Origin of the sequence: Polyangium spumosum, from assembly GCF_009649845.1 — a bacterium.
Classification (GTDB): Bacteria; Myxococcota_A; Polyangia; order Polyangiales; family Polyangiaceae; genus Polyangium; species Polyangium spumosum.
In genome coordinates this window covers 98,148-115,780 of the sequence record NZ_WJIE01000018.1, presented here as the reverse complement: position 1 = coordinate 115,780, position 17,633 = coordinate 98,148, and the positions used below count along the sequence as shown (strand labels likewise).

Sequence of the window (17,633 nt, the reverse complement as noted above, 5' to 3'; positions counted from 1 at the left end):
GCCCTGGGGGATCATGCACGAGCCACGGTCGAGGAGCCTCCCACGACCCATCGGGGTTCTCTTGCTGGCCGTCGTGTACGCGCTCAGCGCCTCTTTGGGGCTCAGCCTCGCCATTCCGCCAGGGTTCGCGACGGCCTTCTTCCCGGCCTCGGGCATCGCGCTCGCGGCGCTCCTGCTCGGGGGGCGGCGCCTCTGGCCGGGCGTCTGGCTCGGCTCGTTCGTGACGAACGCCCCGTTCCTCTTCGACGCGACCACCCCCGCCCGCGCCGTCACGTCGTTGCTCGTGGCGACCCCCATCGGCGCCGGCGCCACGCTCGAAGCCCTCGCCGCCGCGCGCCTGTTCCCGCCGTGGGACCGAGAGGCCGGGGCGCCGCTCGGCCGGGTCCTCGACGTCGCCCGCTTCACGGCCCTCTCCGCCTTCGCTTGCTCGCTCACGAGCGCCACGTTCGGCACCACGAGCCTGATCGCCGGCTCCAGGCTCTCGTGGGACGGCTTCGGCTCGAGCTGGCTCACGTGGTGGCTCGGCGACGCCGTGGGCATCCTGGTGTTGACGCCGCTCCTCCTCGCGGCCGCGCGGCCTCGCCAGTGGGTCTTTCGAGGCCGCGGCGTGGAGCTCGTGCTCCACCAGCTCGCCTTGCAGGGCTTTCAGCTTCTCCTGCTCTCCGGAAGGCTCCCGGCCCACGGCCCGTCCTATCCGCTCGGTCACCTCATCACCCCGTTCCTCGTCTGGGCCGGCGTGCGCCTCGGGCATTTCGGCGCGGCCCTCTCCGTGTTCAGCGTCTCGCTCGTCGTGACCTTGGGGGCGGCGCAAGGCGCGACGCCATTCACGAATTCCACGACCCAGACCACGCTCCTCTTCGTGCAGGTGTTCGTCGGCAGCATGGCGCTGACCACGCTGGTCCTCGCGTCGGTCATCGCCGAGCGTCGCCAGGCCGAGGCGGCCCTCGCGCGGTCCCGCGACGAGCTCGATCGACGCGTCGCGGAGCGGACCGCCGACCTCACGGAGTCCGAGGAGCGTTATCGTGTGCTCGTCGAGGTCTCGCCGGACGCGACCCTCCTCCAGCAGCCCGCCGAAGACGGCGTCTTCCGCGTGGTGTACGCGAACGCCGCGGCGTCGCGCCTGCTCGGCTTGGAGAGCACGTCCGCGCTCATCGGCAGGCCCACCTTCGATTTCATCCCCCCCGGGCGGGAGGAGATCGCGCGCCAGAGGCTCCGCGACGCGCTGGAGCACGGCAGCGTGGGCCCGGTCGAGGGGAGGGTCGTGCGCGTGGACGGCAGCCTGCTCGAGGTGGAGATCGTGCTGGCCCGCGTGCCGGCGGGGAGGAAACACGCGCTGCTCATCATCTTTCGCGACATCACCCGGCGCAAGCACATCGAGGAGCAACACGCGGCGCTTTATCGTGAGGCGGAGGAGTCGATCCGCGCCCGCGACGAGTTCCTTTCCATCGCCTCGCACGAGCTGAAGACGCCGCTCACCTCGCTCTCGCTCAAGCTCCAGGGCCTCGCCCGGAGCCTGCGGAAGGCCCCCGATCTCGCAGATAAGATCGCGCCCTCCCTCGACGTGGCCCTGCGGCAGACGAGGCGCCTGAACACGCTCGTCGACGAGCTGCTCGACGTCTCCCGCATCACCCAGGGCCGTCTGGAGCTACGGATCGAGGAGCTCGATCTCTCCGCGGTGGTGGAGGACCTGCTCGAGCGTATGCAGGAGACGGCGACACGCGCGGGCTGCGAGGTGCGGCTCGACCTCGAGGCGAGCGTCGTGGGTCGATGGGATCGCTCGCGGCTCGAGCAGGTGCTCATGAACCTGCTGTCGAACGCGATCAAATACGGCGCGGGCAAGCCGATCGACGTCTGCGTCCGTGGGGACGGGGCGCAGGCGAGGTTCTGGGTGCGGGACCGGGGCATCGGGATCCCCGCCGAGGATCAGGAGCGGATCTTCCAGCGCTTCGAGCGGGCGGTGTCGGTCCGCCATTTCGGCGGCTTCGGGCTCGGGTTGTGGATCGCGCGCCGGATCGTGGAGGCGTTCGGCGGCACGATCGTGGTGGTGAGCGCGCCGGGAGAAGGGTCGACGTTCACGGTGACGTTGCCGCGGGGGTGAAGACGAAGATTTGGCCTTCGAGGCCTGCGTTCGTATCCTCCTGCCCACCATGCGCCTCCCCCCTCGTTCCGCTCATTTCCGCCACCGTGTTCGTTGTGGTGGGTATGTCGAGCGCAGGCTCCGCCGCGCGAAATACACGGAGCTCGCCGACAGCGTCGCCGCCGCGACGAATGACGTCCTCGTGTACGGCCGCGGCCTCGAGGATCACGAGACTGCCGTCCAGTGTGCGCTCGCCGATCGCGACGGGGCCGACGACGACCTCGACGACACGGCCCAGGATGCCCGCGCGGCGCTCGCGGGGCGCGGCGCCGACGCCGTGAAGAAGGCGCCGTACAAGCTGATCTTCCCCCAGGGCATCGGGTACTACACGGCCGCCACGCTCACCGAGGAGACCAAGCGATACGGCGAGCTCAAGGACCGGCTCGAAGAGCACCTGCCGGGGGCGGACGAGGTCCGCGTGAAGGCCGTGCCTGCGATCGAGGCGGGCATCGTCGCGTTCACGGCGGGGAGCGAGCAGCTCGGCAAGGCCCGCACGAACGAGGCGCTCGCCCGCACGCGCCTCGACGCCGCCGAGGAGGCCTGGGAGCGCCTGCTCACGAAGGTCTACGGCCTGCTCATCGCCGATCTCGGCCGCGCCGCCGCGGAGCGTTTTTTCCCGAAGTACAAGGTGCGCAAGGACGAGGACGACGATCCCACGGGGTGAGCCGAAAGAGCACGCGAACGTGTCCTCCAGAGGTCCAGAACGGAGGATCGGGGCGTCGATCCGCTCCTCCGCAGCTCCGAAGACACAAAGTGACGTGTGGATGTTTGCTTCCGGGGGGTCCGGAGGAGGAGATCGACGCGTGGATTTTGGCTTCCGGAGCTCGGGAGACGGAGAGCCACGCGGCGATTCGTGGAGTTCGAGGTCTGGAGGCGTGGATCCACGCCCGGACGGGCCGTGTCTCTTGCCCGGCGGAACGGGGCTTTGCTAGGACCAGGTTCCCATGAGGCTCCAGTCACTCACGGTCCAGGACTTCCGGGGCTTCGAGCAAGCCACGGTCCCGTTCGAGCCGGACGTGACGGTGTTCGTGGGGGTGAACGGCGCCGGCAAGACGGCGCTCCTCGACGCGACGGCGCTCCTCCTGTCCTACCTCGTCGCGGGGATCCGCACGGGTCGCGCCGCGGGCAAGAGGCTGCGCGCGGAGGACATCCAGAGCGGCGCAAGCTCGGCGTCGATCCGGCTCTCGGCGACGTTCGAGGGGATCGGAGAGGTGGCCTGGGAGGTCGCGGCCACGCGGCCGGGCCATCCGAAGGACCGAGAGAGCTCGCTCGCGGGGCTCTCCGCGCCCATTGAAGCCACGCAGGCGTCCATCGCGCGAGGGGCCCCCGACTTGCCGCTGGTGGTTTATTTCCCGACCAACCGGAACGCGCTCGACATCCCGGATCGAATTCGCAAGCACAGCGAGTTCGAACCCATCAACTCCTTTGATGGAGCGCTCGACGCCGGAGAGCGGAATTTCCGCGCGTTCTTCGAGTGGTTTCGCGAGGAAGAAGACCACGAGCTCCAGCTTTACGTCGCGTATCTCACCGAGGACGGGGCATATCCGCTGAAACCCTCACTCGAAGCTGTCCGGCGCGCGATCACCACGCTGGTCCCGGGCGCGAGTCATCTTCGTATCGAACGCCAGCCCCAGCGAATGCTCCTCACCAAGAACGGCGTGGCGCTCGACGTGGCGCAGCTCTCGGACGGGGAGAAATGCCTGCTCGCGATGGCGGGGGACCTCGCGCGACGGATGGCCATTGCCGCGCCCACGGACCCGGATCCGTTGCAGCGCCCGGTGGTCGTCCTCATCGACGAGATCGAGCTCCACCTGCACCCGGGCCTCCAGCGCACCCTCCTGCCGCGGCTCCGCCAGGTCTTCCCGCGGGCGCAGTTCATCGTGAGCACCCATTCCCCGCAGGTCCTCTCATCCGTGCGGGCGTCGCAGGTGCGGCTGCTCGAAGACTTCGAGGTCCGGAGGCTCGACCGAGAGACGTTCCGGCGTGACACGAACCGCATCCTCGATTCGGTCTTCGACGATCCGGGGCGTCCGCCGGAGGTCGCGGAGAAGCTCAACGAATTGCGGGACGCGATCGACGACGAGCGATACCCCGCCGCGCGCGCGCTCATCGCGGAGCTCCGCGCGCTCTTGCCGGGCGGCGACGATCCGGACGTGGTCTTTTACGAGGGGCTGCTCCCTCCGGAGGACGGCGCCGGCGAAGAGGCCTCCGGATGAGGCCGATCCACAAGCGGACGGAGCCGCGGACGGTCACGGAGACGCGCGAAGCCACGACGACGAACCTCGCGCGAAAGGACACGGCGAGGACCGCGTTCGACCAGATCGACAAAGAGGAGGCGCGCAAGGCCCTCGTCGAGGAGCAGGGGTGGCTCTGCGCGTTCTGCATGCGGAGGATCGACGAGGGCGATCGCGAGACGTCGAGGACGACGACGATGAAGATCGCGCACCGCGTGCCCCTCGACGTCGACCCGCGCCGCGCCCTCGACTGGACGAATCTCCTCGGCTCATGCGACGGCGGCGAGCGTTCCGGCGGCCTGTACTGTACGTGTGACCTCCGCCAGCGCAGCACGGCTCTCACGGTGGACCCGGCGAAGGCGTCTTCCGTGGCGCGCCTCAAACTGGAGCGGCGAGGCAAGGAGCGGGGCCTCTTCCTCACGTCCGACGACGCGGCTTTGAAGGTCGATGTCGAGCAGACGCTGGGCCTGAACGACGGGAACCTGTCCGAGCTGCGCCAGACCACATGGGACGCTTTCCTGGCGGCCGTGAAACGTGCACATCCGAGCAAGCACTGGGATCACGCGACGAGGATTTCTTTCCTGGAGAAGTGGCGGTTCGACGGGAAAAAGCTCCGGCAGTTCGTCGGCGTCGTCGAACAAAAGCTCCAGCGCTCCGCCTGACGCCTCCGCCCGAACCCGTACCCAGCATGACCCCCGTGAAAATCGCCATCCTCGACGACTACCAGCGCGTCGCGAAGGACCTCGCCGACTGGAGCCGCCTCCCGCCCGGGAGCGAGCTCGTCGTCTTCGACCGGCACCTCGCCGATCCCGAGGAGCTCATCACCACCCTGCGCCCCTTCCACGTGCTCGTCCTCATGCGCGAGCGCACCCCGATGCCGGCGGCGCGCATCCAGAACCTCCCCAACCTGCGGCTGCTCGTCACCACGGGCGGCCGCAACGCCGCCATCGACCTCGAAGCCTGCCGCGCGCGTAACATCCCGGTCTCGGGGACCGGGAACGTCGGTACGCCGACGGCGGAGCTCACCTGGGGGCTGATCCTTTCCCTCGTGAAGCGTATCCCAAGGGAGGATCGAGCGCTCCGGGCCGGGGCCTGGCAGACGGGGCTGACGGAGGGGCTCGCCGGAAAGCGGCTCGGGCTCGTGGGGCTCGGCAAGCTAGGTTCCCAGGTCGCGCGCGTGGGCCAGGCCTTCGGGATGGACGTGGTCGCCTGGAGCCAGAACCTCGACGAGGCGCGGGCCGCAGCGGCGGGCGCGAGGCGCGTGGAGAAACGCGAGCTCTTCGCGACCTCGGACGTCGTCAGCCTGCACCTCGTGCTGAGCGAACGGTCGCGCGGGACCGTCGGCGCGGAGGAGCTCGCGGCCATGAAGAGGACGGCGTTTTTCGTCAACACGGCCCGCGCGGGCCTGGTGGACATGGACGCGTTGCTCGCCGCCCTGCGCGCCGAGCGTATCGCCGGCGCCGGGCTCGATGTCTTCCCCGAGGAGCCAATGCCCGCGGACCACCCCCTGCTCGCCTTGCCGAACGTCGTCCTGACGCCACACCTCGGCTACGTGACGCGGGAAAACTACGTGGTGTTTTATCGCGACGCCCTGGACGACATCCTCGCGTGGCACGCGGGAGCGCCGATCCGGCTGCTCACCTGATACCATGGCCCCATGACCCGCCTACGTTTCTTCCTTCTTGCTCCCTTCTTCCTCCTTGGTTGCGCAAACGAAGTCCGCGAGGTCGTCCCGCCCGCGCCCACGCCCGAGCCGCTCTGCGCCGAGCCGCTCGATCTCGTGTTCGGCAGCGCCGAATCCAGGACCCCCCTCGTGGGCCTCTCGGTCGCCGTGGACGGGTCGTGCAACACGTACCTCGCGGGGATGACCGAGGGCCCGATCGATTTCGGCGGCGGCCCCGTCGGCGAAACCGGCGCCCCGTTCGCGTTCGTCGCGAAGCTCGACCCGCAGGGCAAACACCTCTGGAGCCGCGCGCTCCCGGTCGGCGCGTCCTTCCCGGGCAAGGACGTGATCGCCGTGCACGCGCAGGGCAGGGTCCTCGTCGCCGGCAGCTTGCACGCGGACGTCGATTTCGGAGGAGGCCCGCTCGGCGGCGAATACGTGCGCGCGGAGCACCCGTTCCTGCTCGAGCTCGACGCCGACGGCCACCACGTCTGGAGCCGGCGCCTGCACGGGAACCTGCCCGACGACCTCGATTACGAGGGAAACTTCCACCGGGCCATCGAGGGGGTCTCGTTCGACGCCGAGGGCCATTTCGTGATCACCGGCAGGTTCCTCGGCCATCTCGATCTCGGCGGCGTCACGTTGATGAGCACGCCCCAGATATCGGACCCGTTCTTCACGAACTACAAACCCGACGTGTTCGTCGCGCGCTACGACACGAGCGGCGGCCTCGTCTGGGCCAAGCGCTTCGGCGGCGACGTCTCCGACTTCCCGGCGGGGCTCGACGTGAGCCCGAGCGGGGACACGGTCGTCCTCTACACGCAATTCAGCGAAATGGAGAGCGCAGGGGAGCCCGCCGGCCTGCACGTGAAGAGGTTCTCGCCGGGCGGCGACGTCGTCTGGAGCAAGGTCTTCGAGGGGTCGGCGCTCGATCCCTTCGGCGGCGCGGTTGCGCTCTCGGACGACGGCGGCCTGGTCCTGGGCGGGCAGGGGATCCTGACGTGGCCCGGCATCGGCATGTTCGGCGAGGCGTTCGTGGGCCGGATCGATTCGAAGGGCGAGCCCATGCTCGCCGCATCCCTCACGGGCGGCTCGGCCGCCGTGGTCTCCGGCGTGGCCCCCGACGGGAGCGGCGGCATACGCGCCGTGGGTTTCTTCGACGATACCTTGCTCGTGCACGGAAAGGCCATGGCGAGCTCGAGCGGCGGCCTCGACGTGTTCGACGCGCACCTCGAATGGGACGACGCGGCGAACACCACCTCGACCTTCGGCGACGCGACGGACGAGGTCGCCCTCGCGATGGCGGGGACGAAAGAAGGGACACGCGTGATCGTCGGCGTGCGAGGGCCACTCGTCCACGACCTGAACGAGCACCTCTCCCCGTACTCGAAGGGCAGCCGGATCTTCCTGCGCCGCCGCTGATCGACCCGCTCCGCGATCAGCCGATCCCCACCCGCTCCTCCGGCAGCCGGAAGCCCCGGGCGCCCGACTGGTTCGCCAGCGCCAGCGCCAGGGTCAGCGGCCCGATGCGGCCGATGAACATGATGACCGCGACCAGGAGCCGCCCCGGCGTGCTCAACGAAGACGTGATCCCCGTGCTGAGCCCGACGGTCGCGAAGGCGCTCACCGTCTCGAAGACGATCGCGAACGGATCATGGGGCTCGACCAGGAGGAGCAGGAAGAGAAACCCCGCGACGAGCAGGACGCTGAGGAACGCGACGCCCATGGCCCGCCGCACCAGGGCGGCCGGGACGGTGCGCCCCAGCAGTCGAGGGGCCTCGAAGCCGCGGAGCTCGGCGCGTAACGTCGCGAAGAGGACCGCGACCGTCGTGACCTTCACGCCGCCGCCCGTCGAGCCGGGCGCGGCGCCGATGAACATGAGGACACACGTCATCATCCACGTGGCGCTGCTCATCGCGCCGAAGTCGACCGTGCTGAAGCCCGCGGACCGCGTGGTGATGGACTGGTGGAGCGCGGCGAGCACCCGCGTCGGCCACGAGAGCTCCCGCATGGAGCGGCCCCCTTCGAGCACCAGAAACCCCACGAGGCCCGAGACGATCAGCACGGCCGAGGTGACGAGCACCGTGCGCGTGTGCAGGCTGAGCCGCGGGGGGCGCCCCCCGCGGACACGCACGACCACCCAGCGCACGAGCTCGTCGTGCACCGGGTAGCCGAGCCCGCCGATGACGATCAGCACCATGACGACGCCGCTGGCGGGCACCGAAGACACGAGCGGCGCCATCCCCTCGCGGAAGAGCGAGAAGCCCGCGCTGCAGTACGCGCTCACGGCGTGGAAGACCGCGGCCCAGAGGTGGTCTCCCGCGCCGGAGAGCGGGGCGCCCGCACCCGCGGGCGTGGCGATGTCGGGGTAATGCCGGAAGGTCGCGTAAAGCGCCGCCGCGCCGATCGCCTCGACGATCAACGTGTACGCGACGATGGCGGCCACGCTGCGCCTCAGCTTGGAGAAGGACTCCGCGTCGATCATCTCGGCCATGACGGCGGCGTCCCGCAGGTGGATCTTGCGCCCGGCGACGATGACGAAGAACGTCGACAGCACCATGATCCCGAGCCCGCCCACCTGGAACAGCAGCAAGAGAATGACCTGCCCGAGCGGCGTGTAGACGTCCGCCACGTTGTGGACCGCGAGGCCGGTCACGCAGATCGCGCTGGTCGCCATGAACAGGCCGTCGACGAACGACGTATGGGCGATGTCGTGCACCGCCTGGGGCAACGTGAGGAGGAACGCGCCGAGCACCGCCGCCAGGCCAAACGACAGGAGCATCAGCCGCGCCGGATGATCCATCGTGCTGACGAGCAGGCGCTCGAGCGGCCGGCGTCCGAGCAGGCTGCCGTTGGCGAGGACGAAGGCGAGGACCGTGTAGGTCCGGTAGAGCGCCACGAGGTGCGGGTCGTCGCCGCCGGCTGGGTGGCGGAAGAGCAGCCACTTCTCCGCGATGCAAGCGAGGAGCAGGACCAGCAAGACCACGTACGCCCCCCACCGCGGCTTCGTCGACGCGGCCGGGATGGCGCCTCGGCGCCCGGCCTGGCGCTCTTTCTTGATCACCGCGGCGAGCCAGGCAGGCACGAGCAAGGTCTCGATGGCCGTGAGCACGACCGAGAGCGTCGGGCTCACGGCGAGCGCGAGGTCCACGCCGAGCAAGACCGCGCTGCCCGTGAGCAGGGTGGCCGGCGCCGCCCATCGGACGGGGGGCCGCGGTGCCACGATCGCGGCCCCCGCGCCGGGGGAAGGAACCGGTGCTGCCATGGCGGCCATTCACACAGGCGACCCCGCGGCTGTCAAGCGAGCCCGCAGCCCGCCGCGTCTCCCTTTTCCTTTTCACGTCGACGCTCGCTGGCGGCGATCCCGCGCCTCGTGCCAAGCTGCGGCGGCCCGCGGCTCCTGCTGCAGGGCGGAAATTGCCACCATGAAAGCCAAGAGTGTGCTCGTCGTTGGCCTCGGCCGGTTCGGGACGTCGATCGTCGAGACCCTGTGGAAGAGCCACGCCGAGGTCATCGCCGTGGACAACGACCCCGCGGCGGTCGACGCCATCAAGGACAAGACGTCCGCGGCCTTCGTGGGTGACGCCACGATGCCCAACGTGCTCGAGGGCATCGGCGCGCAATACGTGGACACGGCCGTGGTGACGTTCGGCGAGCATTTCGAGCCCTCGGTGCTCTGCGCCGCGTCGCTCGTGCGGCTCGGGGTGCCCGAGGTCATCGCGCGCGCCGCCACGGAGCGAAAGGCCGACATCTTGCGGGCCGTGGGCGTCAAGCGGGTCATCCAGGTCGAGACCGAGATGGGCCGCCGGGTCGGCGCGGACATCACGATGCCGCTCGCGCAGGACCTGCTCGATCTCGCGAGCCATTACCGCGTGGTGCCCTGGGACGCCCGCGGCTCGCTCGTCGGCAAGACGCTCGCCGACGCCCAGATCCGGAGGCGGTACCAGATCAACGTCCTCGGGGTGCGCCGGCACGGCACGGGCGTGCCCGGCGAGCGCACCCGGCTGGAGACGCCGATGCCCGAGTACGTGATCCAGGAGGGGGATACGCTCTTGCTGGTCGGGTACGGCGACGACGTGAGCAGGTTCGTCGCCGAGGTGGGGGACTGACGCGGCGTCAGGCGGCGGCGCGGCGAGGCCCCCAGAGCTGCCAGAGCTCCGAAGGGAGCTGGCCGCGGATGTGCTCGAGCTCCCCCTGCGGGAGGACCTCGTGCACGCCTTGCAGCACCGCGCGGGCCACGCGCTCGGCATCGGCCACATCGATCTGCAGGTGATCGGCGAGCAGGCGCAGGAACTCGTCCCGGTCGAAGACGTCACTCGCGAGCCCGCGGTGCGCCGCGCACGGCTGCACGAGGGCCTGCAGGGCCTCGGGCAGGTTGTTCGCGAGGTCCTGCGCCTGCCCCTTGCTCAGGCGGCGCGAGAGCACACACAGCACCGCCGCGGCGGCCTCCGGCGTGCGCACCTTCTGCGGCAACCCGCCGACCTGCTCGATGTGCTCGACGATGCGCCGCGAGACGTGGTCGAGCCGCGCGCCCCCCTGAGCTCCCTGGTCTGCCATGTGGAACCTTCCTTCTCGCCGCTGCGAAATGCTCTTCTCGTCGTCGCCATCGTTGCGATGGGCGTGCCCGTCGCATATCGTCGCGATCCGGGGCGACGGCGGGGAAGGCGGCTGACCTCATCGGATGGGAGAAGCATGACCGCTGCGCTCGATGGGCTCGTGCTCGTCGTCGACGACAACCACGTCGACCTCGATGTCCTCACGATGGTCCTGCAGAACGAAGGGACCGAGATCGCGGTCGCGACCGACGGCCGATCCGCCTGGCAGATGCTCGGCGAGGAGCGTCCGGATCTCGTGTTCCTCGACGTGAACCTGCCGGACGTGAATGGCTTCGAGCTCTGCCAGCGAATGCAGCAGTGTCCCGAGACCCAGGATGTGCCGGTCATCTTCATGACGGCGCTCTCCGACCGGGAGAGCAAGCTCAAGGGTCTGCGGATGGGCGCCGTCGATTACATCGGCAAGCCCTTCGACGTGGAGGAGCTGCTCGCGCGCTTCCGGCTGCATTTTTCGCTCTGCAAGACGACGAAGGCCCTGCGCGAGAAAAACGCGGAGCTCGACGATACACGCACCCGGCTCGAGGCCGAGCTCGCCGAGCGGCGCATGGCCGAGGAGGAGCGCTGCAAGCTCCACCAGCAAATCGTGGAGGCGCAGCGCGCGAGGTTGCTCGAGCTCTCGACGCCGCTCGTGCCCATCTCGGAGGGCGTGCTCGTGATGCCGATCGTCGGCGCGATGGACGAGGACCGGGCGACCCAGATGCTCGACGCCGCCCTGCAGGGGGCCGCGGAGGCGCGGGCCCGGTTCGTCATCGTCGACCTCACGGGCCTACGAGGCCGAGGCACGCGCGTCGCGCCGATGTTGCCGCGCCTCCGCGACGGGCTCGCGCTGCTCGGCACGCAGGTCGTGCTCACGGGCATGTCGGGCAACGCGGCGCGGACGATCATCCACGAAGGGATCGACCTCGGCGGGATCCCCACGCGCGCCACGCTGAAGGAAGGTATTCGGCTCGCGACACGCGAGTGCGGCGCCGCGCTTCGCTGATCAACCCGCCGGCGGGTCGATGCCGAGCAGCTCGCGGAGCTTCGGCACCTGGAAGGACGACGCGAGCGCCCGCACCTCGGCGAACCACGGCCCGTGCGCGGGCTCGGCCGCTTCGAGGCGGCGCGCCTCCTCGACGACCGCGCGGATCCGACCACGCCGCGCCAGATCCAGCAGCGTGGTGATCGTCCCGGCCGGCGGACGCTCCTTCGTGGACGCCGCCTCCGCCCGCGGCTCGCTCGGGCCCGCGTCCGCGCCTTCCGCGTGGATCCACGTGATCCCGAGCTGCTTCTCCAGCGCCTCGAGCAACACGTCGATCCGGATCGGCTTCGGCAAGAACACGTCGCAGCCCGCCTCGTGGGCCCTTCGCCGCTGCTCCTCGCTCACGCTCGCCGAGCAGGCGACGATCGGCAGATCCCGGAAGGCCGGCGTCGCCCGCAGCCGCCGCGTCGCTTCGAGCCCGTCGACGCCGGGCATCATGAGGTCCATCACGACGAGGGAAGGCCGCGCTTTGCCCGCCGCCTCGATCGCGGCCGCGCCGTCGCCGGCCGTCGCGACCTCGAAGCCGAGCTTGCCGAGCAGGTCGTGTTGCCAGGCGAGGCTGTCGTCGTTGTCGTCCACGAGCAGGATGCGCCGGCGCTCGCCGCGATAACCCGTGATGGCGCTCGGGTTCGGTCGTGCCTGCGGCGCCGCCGGGCTCGCGAGCTCCTCGACCTCCAGCGTGAGGAGGAACGTGCTGCCCCGGCCGACCTCGCTCTCCACCTCGATCCGCCCGCCCATCCGCTCGACGAGCGTCTTCGTGATGGCGAGCCCGAGCCCCGATCCCTCCCGCCGCGTGGCCTTGTCGCCGACCTGCTCGAAGGGCTCGAAGATCAACACGAGGTCCTCCTTCGAGATCCCTGGCCCCGTGTCCTCGACCCGGAACCGCACCGTCCGCCGCCCCGGCGCGCCCGCCTCGGCCTCGACCCGCAGCACCACGCCGCCGCGCTCCGTGAACTTGATCGCGTTGCCGAGCACGTTCAGCAAGACCTGCGTGAGCCGCTTCGGATCCACGTGGACCCACGCGAGCGGCGCGCCGGCCTGCACGCACGAGAACGAGATCCCTTTTTGCTGGGCGCGGACCTGGCAGAGGCTCGTCACGGTCGGGAGGAAGTCCGGGAAGTGGACGGGCGAGGGCGCGAAGTCGACCTTGCCCGCCTCGATCTTCGCGAGGTCCAGGACCTCGTTGATGAGCCCGAGCAGGTGCTCGCCCGATTTGCGGATGACGCCGACGCCGGCGCGGTCCTTGGGCGAGAGCCCCTCCGACCGCTCCAGGATCTGCGCGTAGCCGAGGATGCCGTTCAGCGGCGTGCGTAGCTCGTGGCTCATGTTCGAGAGGAAGGCGCTCTTCGCCTGGTTCGCCCGATCGGCGGCCTCCTTGGCGACCCGGAGCTCCGCCGTCCGCTCGGCGACCTTCGTCTCCAGGTCCCGGTAGAGAAGCGCGTTCTCCACGGCGATCGCCGCCTGCGACGCGAGGATCGACAGGAGCTCGACGCGGGACGCCGGGAACGCCGACCGCGTCCGGTGCTCCAGGTAGAGCACGCCCACGAGGTGGGCGCGGTGGCGCAGCGGCAAGCAGAGGATCGACTGGATCCCCTCACGCGCCACGTGCTCGTCCCCCGCGAAACGCGTGTCGGCGGCCGCGTCGCTCGACACGAGTGGCTCCCGCGTCCGCGCCACGTAATGCGCCGCCGTCACCGCCAGGCCGCGGCTCCGCTCCAGCGGCTCGGACAGGCCCGCCTCGATACGTGGCCCCTCCACGGAGAGCCGCGCCACGACGGACAGCGCCTCGCCGTCGCCGAGCAAGAGCGCCCCACGCTCGGCGCCCGCGTTCGAGAGGACGAGCTCCATCAAGCGGGCGACCACGCGATCCGGATCGAGCTCGCTCGACAGCGCCTGCGCCGCCTGCACCACCGTCGAGAGCTCCAGGGCCAGGGTGCCGGCCGTGGTGGTCGTCGTGTGGTTCGTCATGAGCGCCGCGGACGTGGCCGGCGAGCGGCCTGCCCGCTGGACCTCGGGGTACGTCGCGTCGAGGTGGGCGACGAGCGCCTGCGCGCCCCACCGATCACAAGCGTCCCGCGCGATCACGAAGTAGGTCGAGGCGATCCGCCCGCGGCCCGCGTCCGCGTGCATGTCGGCGGCGAGCAGCGCCGCGAGGGCCGCGATGTGCAGGAACCCCTGCCGCGCGGCGCGCGAGATGGCCTCGTCGTACCGGGCCATCGCCTCCTCGATCCGCCCGTGCACCCGGGCGTGCTCGGCCTCGATCAGGCGCAGGCCGTGGAGGAAGTTCTCCGCGTTCCCCTCCGCGAGGTACCGCCACGTCTCGAGCCCACGCTCGACGTGGCCGAGGAGCCCGCGCCGCGCCTCGGCGTCCGTCGTCCTCTCGAGCATCCGCGCCGCCGCGAGCGCGAGCCAGAGCGGGATGTACGTGACGGGCGTGAGGCCATAGAGCAGCGCCTTGCCCGCGTCGGCTTCGAGGATCCGCGCGAGCGCGCGGTCGTACTTGCCCACCACGAGGAAGACGTAGGCCTCGAGGATACGCGCGTGCACGGCGACGATGTGTTCGCCCTCCGCCGCGAGCGCGCCCGAGCTCGTCGCGAGTGGCTCGTCCGCGAGCAAGCGCTCGGGCGTCGGGGCCATGAGCGCGGCGCAATACGCGGCGGCGAGCTCGAAGTGGTTGCGGCCGTGGGTGTCGCCGGCCCGCAGCATGATCGGCAGGTTCGTCGCCCGGAACGCCTCGACCGCGGCGAGCGGCTGGCCACGCCAGAGCCGGTACGAGAAGAGCTCGTTGCCGAGCCCCCAGCTCGTCCCCTGGACCGAGCCGAGCCGGAGCCCCGTGGCCGTCGCCTGCTCGTGGATCGGCTGCGACTCGTCCACCGGCCGGAAGTACGTCGTGTACACGGCCTGATACGACAAACACTCGGCGAGCGACGGCGAACGGGCGCGCCGGGCGGCGTCTTGCCCCGGCGCGACCCAGCGCGCGGCCTCGCGGTACTGCCCGGTGAGGGCCGACCAGAGGTGCCCGAACGAGCTGATGACGAGCGGCGCGACGGGCGTGATCGCGCCGCGCTCGAGCGTCTGCGCGACGACCCGCACGAGCTGGAGCATGCCGAGCGCCTGCCGCCCGCCGAGCGCGCCGCAGAGGAGCATCTGCGCGCGCATCGCGTCGAGCAGGAGGTTCTCCACCGACGTGTCGATCGGCAGCCGATCGAAGACCCCGGGATCCGCGTCGAACCGCGCGGAGATCGCCGCCGACTCGGCCATCACCGCCGCGAGGCAGCTCTCTTCGTCCTCGGGGAACGTGATGCCCTGCTCGGCGAGCGCCGTGAGGCCGATCGCGACCCCGCGGGCATACTGGCTCGTGGCCAGGCACGAGCGGACGCGCACCTCGTGGGCCGCGAGCCGCGCCGCCGCGGGCAGGGGCAACACGAGCAGCGCCGTCGCCCACGCCTCCACGTCGTCGAAGTCCCGCAGCAGGTACGCCGCTTCGATCCGCTCGATCGTGATCTCCACGGCGAGCGCAGGCTCCGCCGCGGCCCCCGCTTCGCCGAGCAGCGATCGCGCCGTGTCGAGCAGGCTCGCGAAGAGCCGGTGCGAGCCGGCGGCCTTCGCCGCGCGGGCGGCCTCGAGGTTCAGCCGCGCGAGCTCCTTGCGTTCGTCGTCCGTCGCGAGCCGCGCGCCCAGGTTCGCGTGGCGGACGAGCTCGAGCAGGCTCTGCGCCGATCCCCCCTCGGCGCGGTGACGCGTGAGCAAGCGCTCTCCGATCTCCCGGTGCGCCCTCTCGCGTTCGTCGGCGGAGAGGCCCTCGTAGCTCGCCTGTTGCACGCGATCGTGCAGGAAGCGGTACGTGGCTCGCCCGCGCCGCGTGTCCTCGCCGGGCAGCGCCAGCTCCAGGCGGTAGTCCGCGCCCACCGGCACCACGAGCTCCTCGCGCAGCGCGGGCCAGAGCGCGCCGGTCACCACCTCGGGGGAGAGCCCGCTCAGCCGCTCGAGGTCCTGGAGCTGGAACACGTGCCCGGCGCACGCGGCGAAGCCGAGCAGCTTCCGCGTCTCCGCCGGCATCGTCGCGATCTCGCGCGTGAGCAGGTGAATCACGTTGTCCGTCACGTCGGCGTGCTCGATCGCCGCCTGATCCCAGGACCACGCGCCGCCCTCCCGATCCCGCCGCACGTGGCCTCGGCGATGCAGCGAGAGCAGGAGCTGCTCCAGGAAAAACGGGTTGCCGCGTGTCTTCTGCCAGAGCAAACGCGACAGAGACGCGACATCCGAGGCGGGGCACTCCAGCACGTGCGCCGTCCACCGCCGCGTCTCGTCCTCGTCGAGGTGACGCACCGAGAGCCGCGACACCTTCGCGTGGCCCTTCTCCACCGCCGCGACGAGCTTCCAGAGCGGGTGCTCGGGCGGGGCCTCGTTGTCGCGGAAGGCCGCGACGACGAGCAGCGATCGGCTCTCCACGTCCGTCAGCAAGGCCTCGAGGATCACCAGCGTCGCGCCGTCCGCCCATTGCACATCGTCGAGGAACATCACGAGCGGCTCGCTGAACGACGTCACCGTTCGCACGAACGCGAGCCACGTGAGCTTCTGGCGATGCAGGACCTGATCCCCGAGGGCCGGCGGGACGGGCGCTACGTCGCCGAGCACGAGCTCGAGCTCCGGGACGACGTCCGCGAGCAGCCGGACGTTGTCGCCGACGCGGCTCTGGAGGTGATCGCAGATCGATCGGAGCGCCGCGTCGGAGCTCGACAACCATTGCCGCGCGAGCCCGCCGAACGCCTGCGCCATGGCCGCGAGGGGCGTCGAGCGCGCGAGCTGATCGTGCTTGCCCGACACGAACGTGCCGCGCCCCGCGCCCGCGATCTTCGGGTGCACCGCGCGCACGAGCGCGGTCTTGCCGATGCCGGAGGGGCCACCGACGAGCACGAGCGACACGCCGCCGGAGGCCGCGTGCTCGAAGGCCTGCTCGATGTGCGCGAGCTCGGCCTCGCGACCGATGAGCACCTGCGGCGGACGCACCTCGGACGAGAAATCCCGCGTCCCGAGCTCGAACGGCGCGACCGCGCCCCGCGCCGCGAGCTCACGCCGCGCGACGGCGAGGTCCTCGGCGACGCCTCGGGCCGAGCGATACCGGCGATCCGGCTCCTTCTCCAGCAAACGCGCGACGATCGCCGCCACGGCGGCGGGCACGCCGGGGGCCACGCTGTCGAGGGCCGGCGGGCTCTTGGCGAGGTGCGCGTGCACCAGCGCGAGCGCGTCCTTGCCGTCGAACGGGCGCCCGCCGGCGAGCATTTCGAAGAGCGTCACGCCCAGCGAATAAAGATCGGTACGCGCGTCGAGGGCGCGGGCGGTGCGCCCGGTCTGCTCGGGCGAGATGTACGCGAGGGTCCCTTCGAGCTGCTCGGGCACGGTCGCGGCGGTGGCCTCGCGTGGCAGCGGCGAGGCGATGCCGAAATCGAGCAGCACGGCCGCCTCGAGCGCCTCGTCGACGAGCACGTTCTGCGGCTTGACGTCCTTGTGGATGACGCCCGCCGCGTGTACGCCTTCGAGCACACGCGCGAGGCCCGAGGCGAGCGCGAGCGCCGAGGCGAGCGGGAGCCGCCCGCGCTCGGCGAGGACACGATCGAGCGATCGAAACCCCGGATCCGCGAGCACGAGGGCCGGGACCCCGTCCTCCTCGACGAGCCCGCGTGATCGCACGACGCCGGGGACATCGACGAGCCTCGCGAGCACCTCGTGCTCGTGCGCGAGCCGGCCGCGGACGCGCGCGCGTGGCGCGCCTGGACGAGGCAACTTGACCACGACACGCGCGCCGGAGGGAGCGTGGATTGCGCGACAGACGCGCGTCTCGGCTCCCTCGTACAAAAGCTCCCCGAGCGTGTAATCCCCCAGCTTCATATCGACCCCCGGCATTCCTACCACGTCCCGCGCTGGAGGGCGTGGCCGGGCGCGGGGGCGGCGAAGGGACGGTCAC

Annotated in this window: 11 protein-coding genes; 8 read left to right on the top strand and 3 right to left on the bottom strand. The window is 70.9% G+C overall.

What is annotated here, in order from left to right:
• Nucleotides 1-61 precede the first annotated feature (61 nt).
• From GF068_RS37425 to GF068_RS37400, 6 genes are all read left to right on the top strand, one after another.
• Nucleotides 62-2,098, top strand: a complete 2,037-nt coding sequence (locus GF068_RS37425) for an MASE1 domain-containing protein (protein ID WP_170319902.1) — start codon at nucleotides 62-64, stop codon at nucleotides 2,096-2,098.
• A 49-nt stretch (nucleotides 2,099-2,147) separates the two neighbouring features.
• Complete coding sequence (locus tag GF068_RS37420) at nucleotides 2,148-2,801, top strand: hypothetical protein (protein WP_153824347.1); 654 nt, start codon at nucleotides 2,148-2,150, stop codon at nucleotides 2,799-2,801.
• 280 nt (nucleotides 2,802-3,081) lie between these two features.
• Nucleotides 3,082-4,353 (top strand): AAA family ATPase, encoded by a 1,272-nt coding sequence (locus GF068_RS37415; protein ID WP_153824346.1) that lies wholly within the window; start codon nucleotides 3,082-3,084, stop codon nucleotides 4,351-4,353.
• Nucleotides 4,350-5,033, top strand: a complete 684-nt coding sequence (locus GF068_RS37410; protein WP_153824345.1) for an HNH endonuclease family protein — start codon at nucleotides 4,350-4,352, stop codon at nucleotides 5,031-5,033. The genes GF068_RS37415 and GF068_RS37410 overlap by 4 nt, the downstream gene beginning before the upstream one ends.
• A gap of 35 nt (nucleotides 5,034-5,068) precedes the next feature.
• Nucleotides 5,069-6,016 (top strand): D-2-hydroxyacid dehydrogenase family protein, encoded by a 948-nt coding sequence (locus tag GF068_RS37405; protein WP_420814146.1) that lies wholly within the window; start codon nucleotides 5,069-5,071, stop codon nucleotides 6,014-6,016.
• Nucleotides 6,017-6,028: 12 nt separating this feature from the next.
• Nucleotides 6,029-7,456, top strand: coding sequence for a hypothetical protein (locus GF068_RS37400; protein ID WP_153824343.1), 1,428 nt, complete (start codon nucleotides 6,029-6,031; stop codon nucleotides 7,454-7,456).
• 16 nt (nucleotides 7,457-7,472) lie between these two features.
• Here GF068_RS37400 and GF068_RS37395 read toward each other — a convergent pair whose 3' ends face one another.
• Nucleotides 7,473-9,299, bottom strand: a complete 1,827-nt coding sequence (locus tag GF068_RS37395) for a TrkH family potassium uptake protein (RefSeq protein WP_240807994.1) — start codon at nucleotides 9,297-9,299, stop codon at nucleotides 7,473-7,475.
• A 160-nt stretch (nucleotides 9,300-9,459) separates the two neighbouring features.
• Here GF068_RS37395 and GF068_RS37390 point away from each other — a divergent pair, with 160 nt between their 5' ends.
• Nucleotides 9,460-10,143, top strand: coding sequence for a potassium channel family protein (locus GF068_RS37390; RefSeq protein WP_153824341.1), 684 nt, complete (start codon nucleotides 9,460-9,462; stop codon nucleotides 10,141-10,143).
• Between the two features lie 7 nt (nucleotides 10,144-10,150).
• Here the strand turns inward: GF068_RS37390 and GF068_RS37385 are convergent, their stop codons facing one another.
• A complete protein-coding gene (locus tag GF068_RS37385) occupies nucleotides 10,151-10,591 on the bottom strand; it encodes a DUF2267 domain-containing protein (protein WP_153824340.1) in 441 nt (146 codons plus the stop codon).
• Nucleotides 10,592-10,726: 135 nt separating this feature from the next.
• On the opposite strand from GF068_RS37385, the gene GF068_RS37380 reads away from it, so the two are divergent.
• The gene (locus GF068_RS37380; protein ID WP_170319901.1) at nucleotides 10,727-11,629 is read left to right on the top strand and encodes a response regulator; all 903 of its coding nucleotides are present in this window, start codon (nucleotides 10,727-10,729) and stop codon (nucleotides 11,627-11,629) included.
• Here GF068_RS37380 and GF068_RS37375 read toward each other — a convergent pair whose 3' ends face one another.
• Nucleotides 11,630-17,557 (bottom strand): AAA family ATPase, encoded by a 5,928-nt coding sequence (locus tag GF068_RS37375; protein WP_153824338.1) that lies wholly within the window; start codon nucleotides 17,555-17,557, stop codon nucleotides 11,630-11,632.
• Between the last annotated feature and the right edge of the window lie 76 nt (nucleotides 17,558-17,633).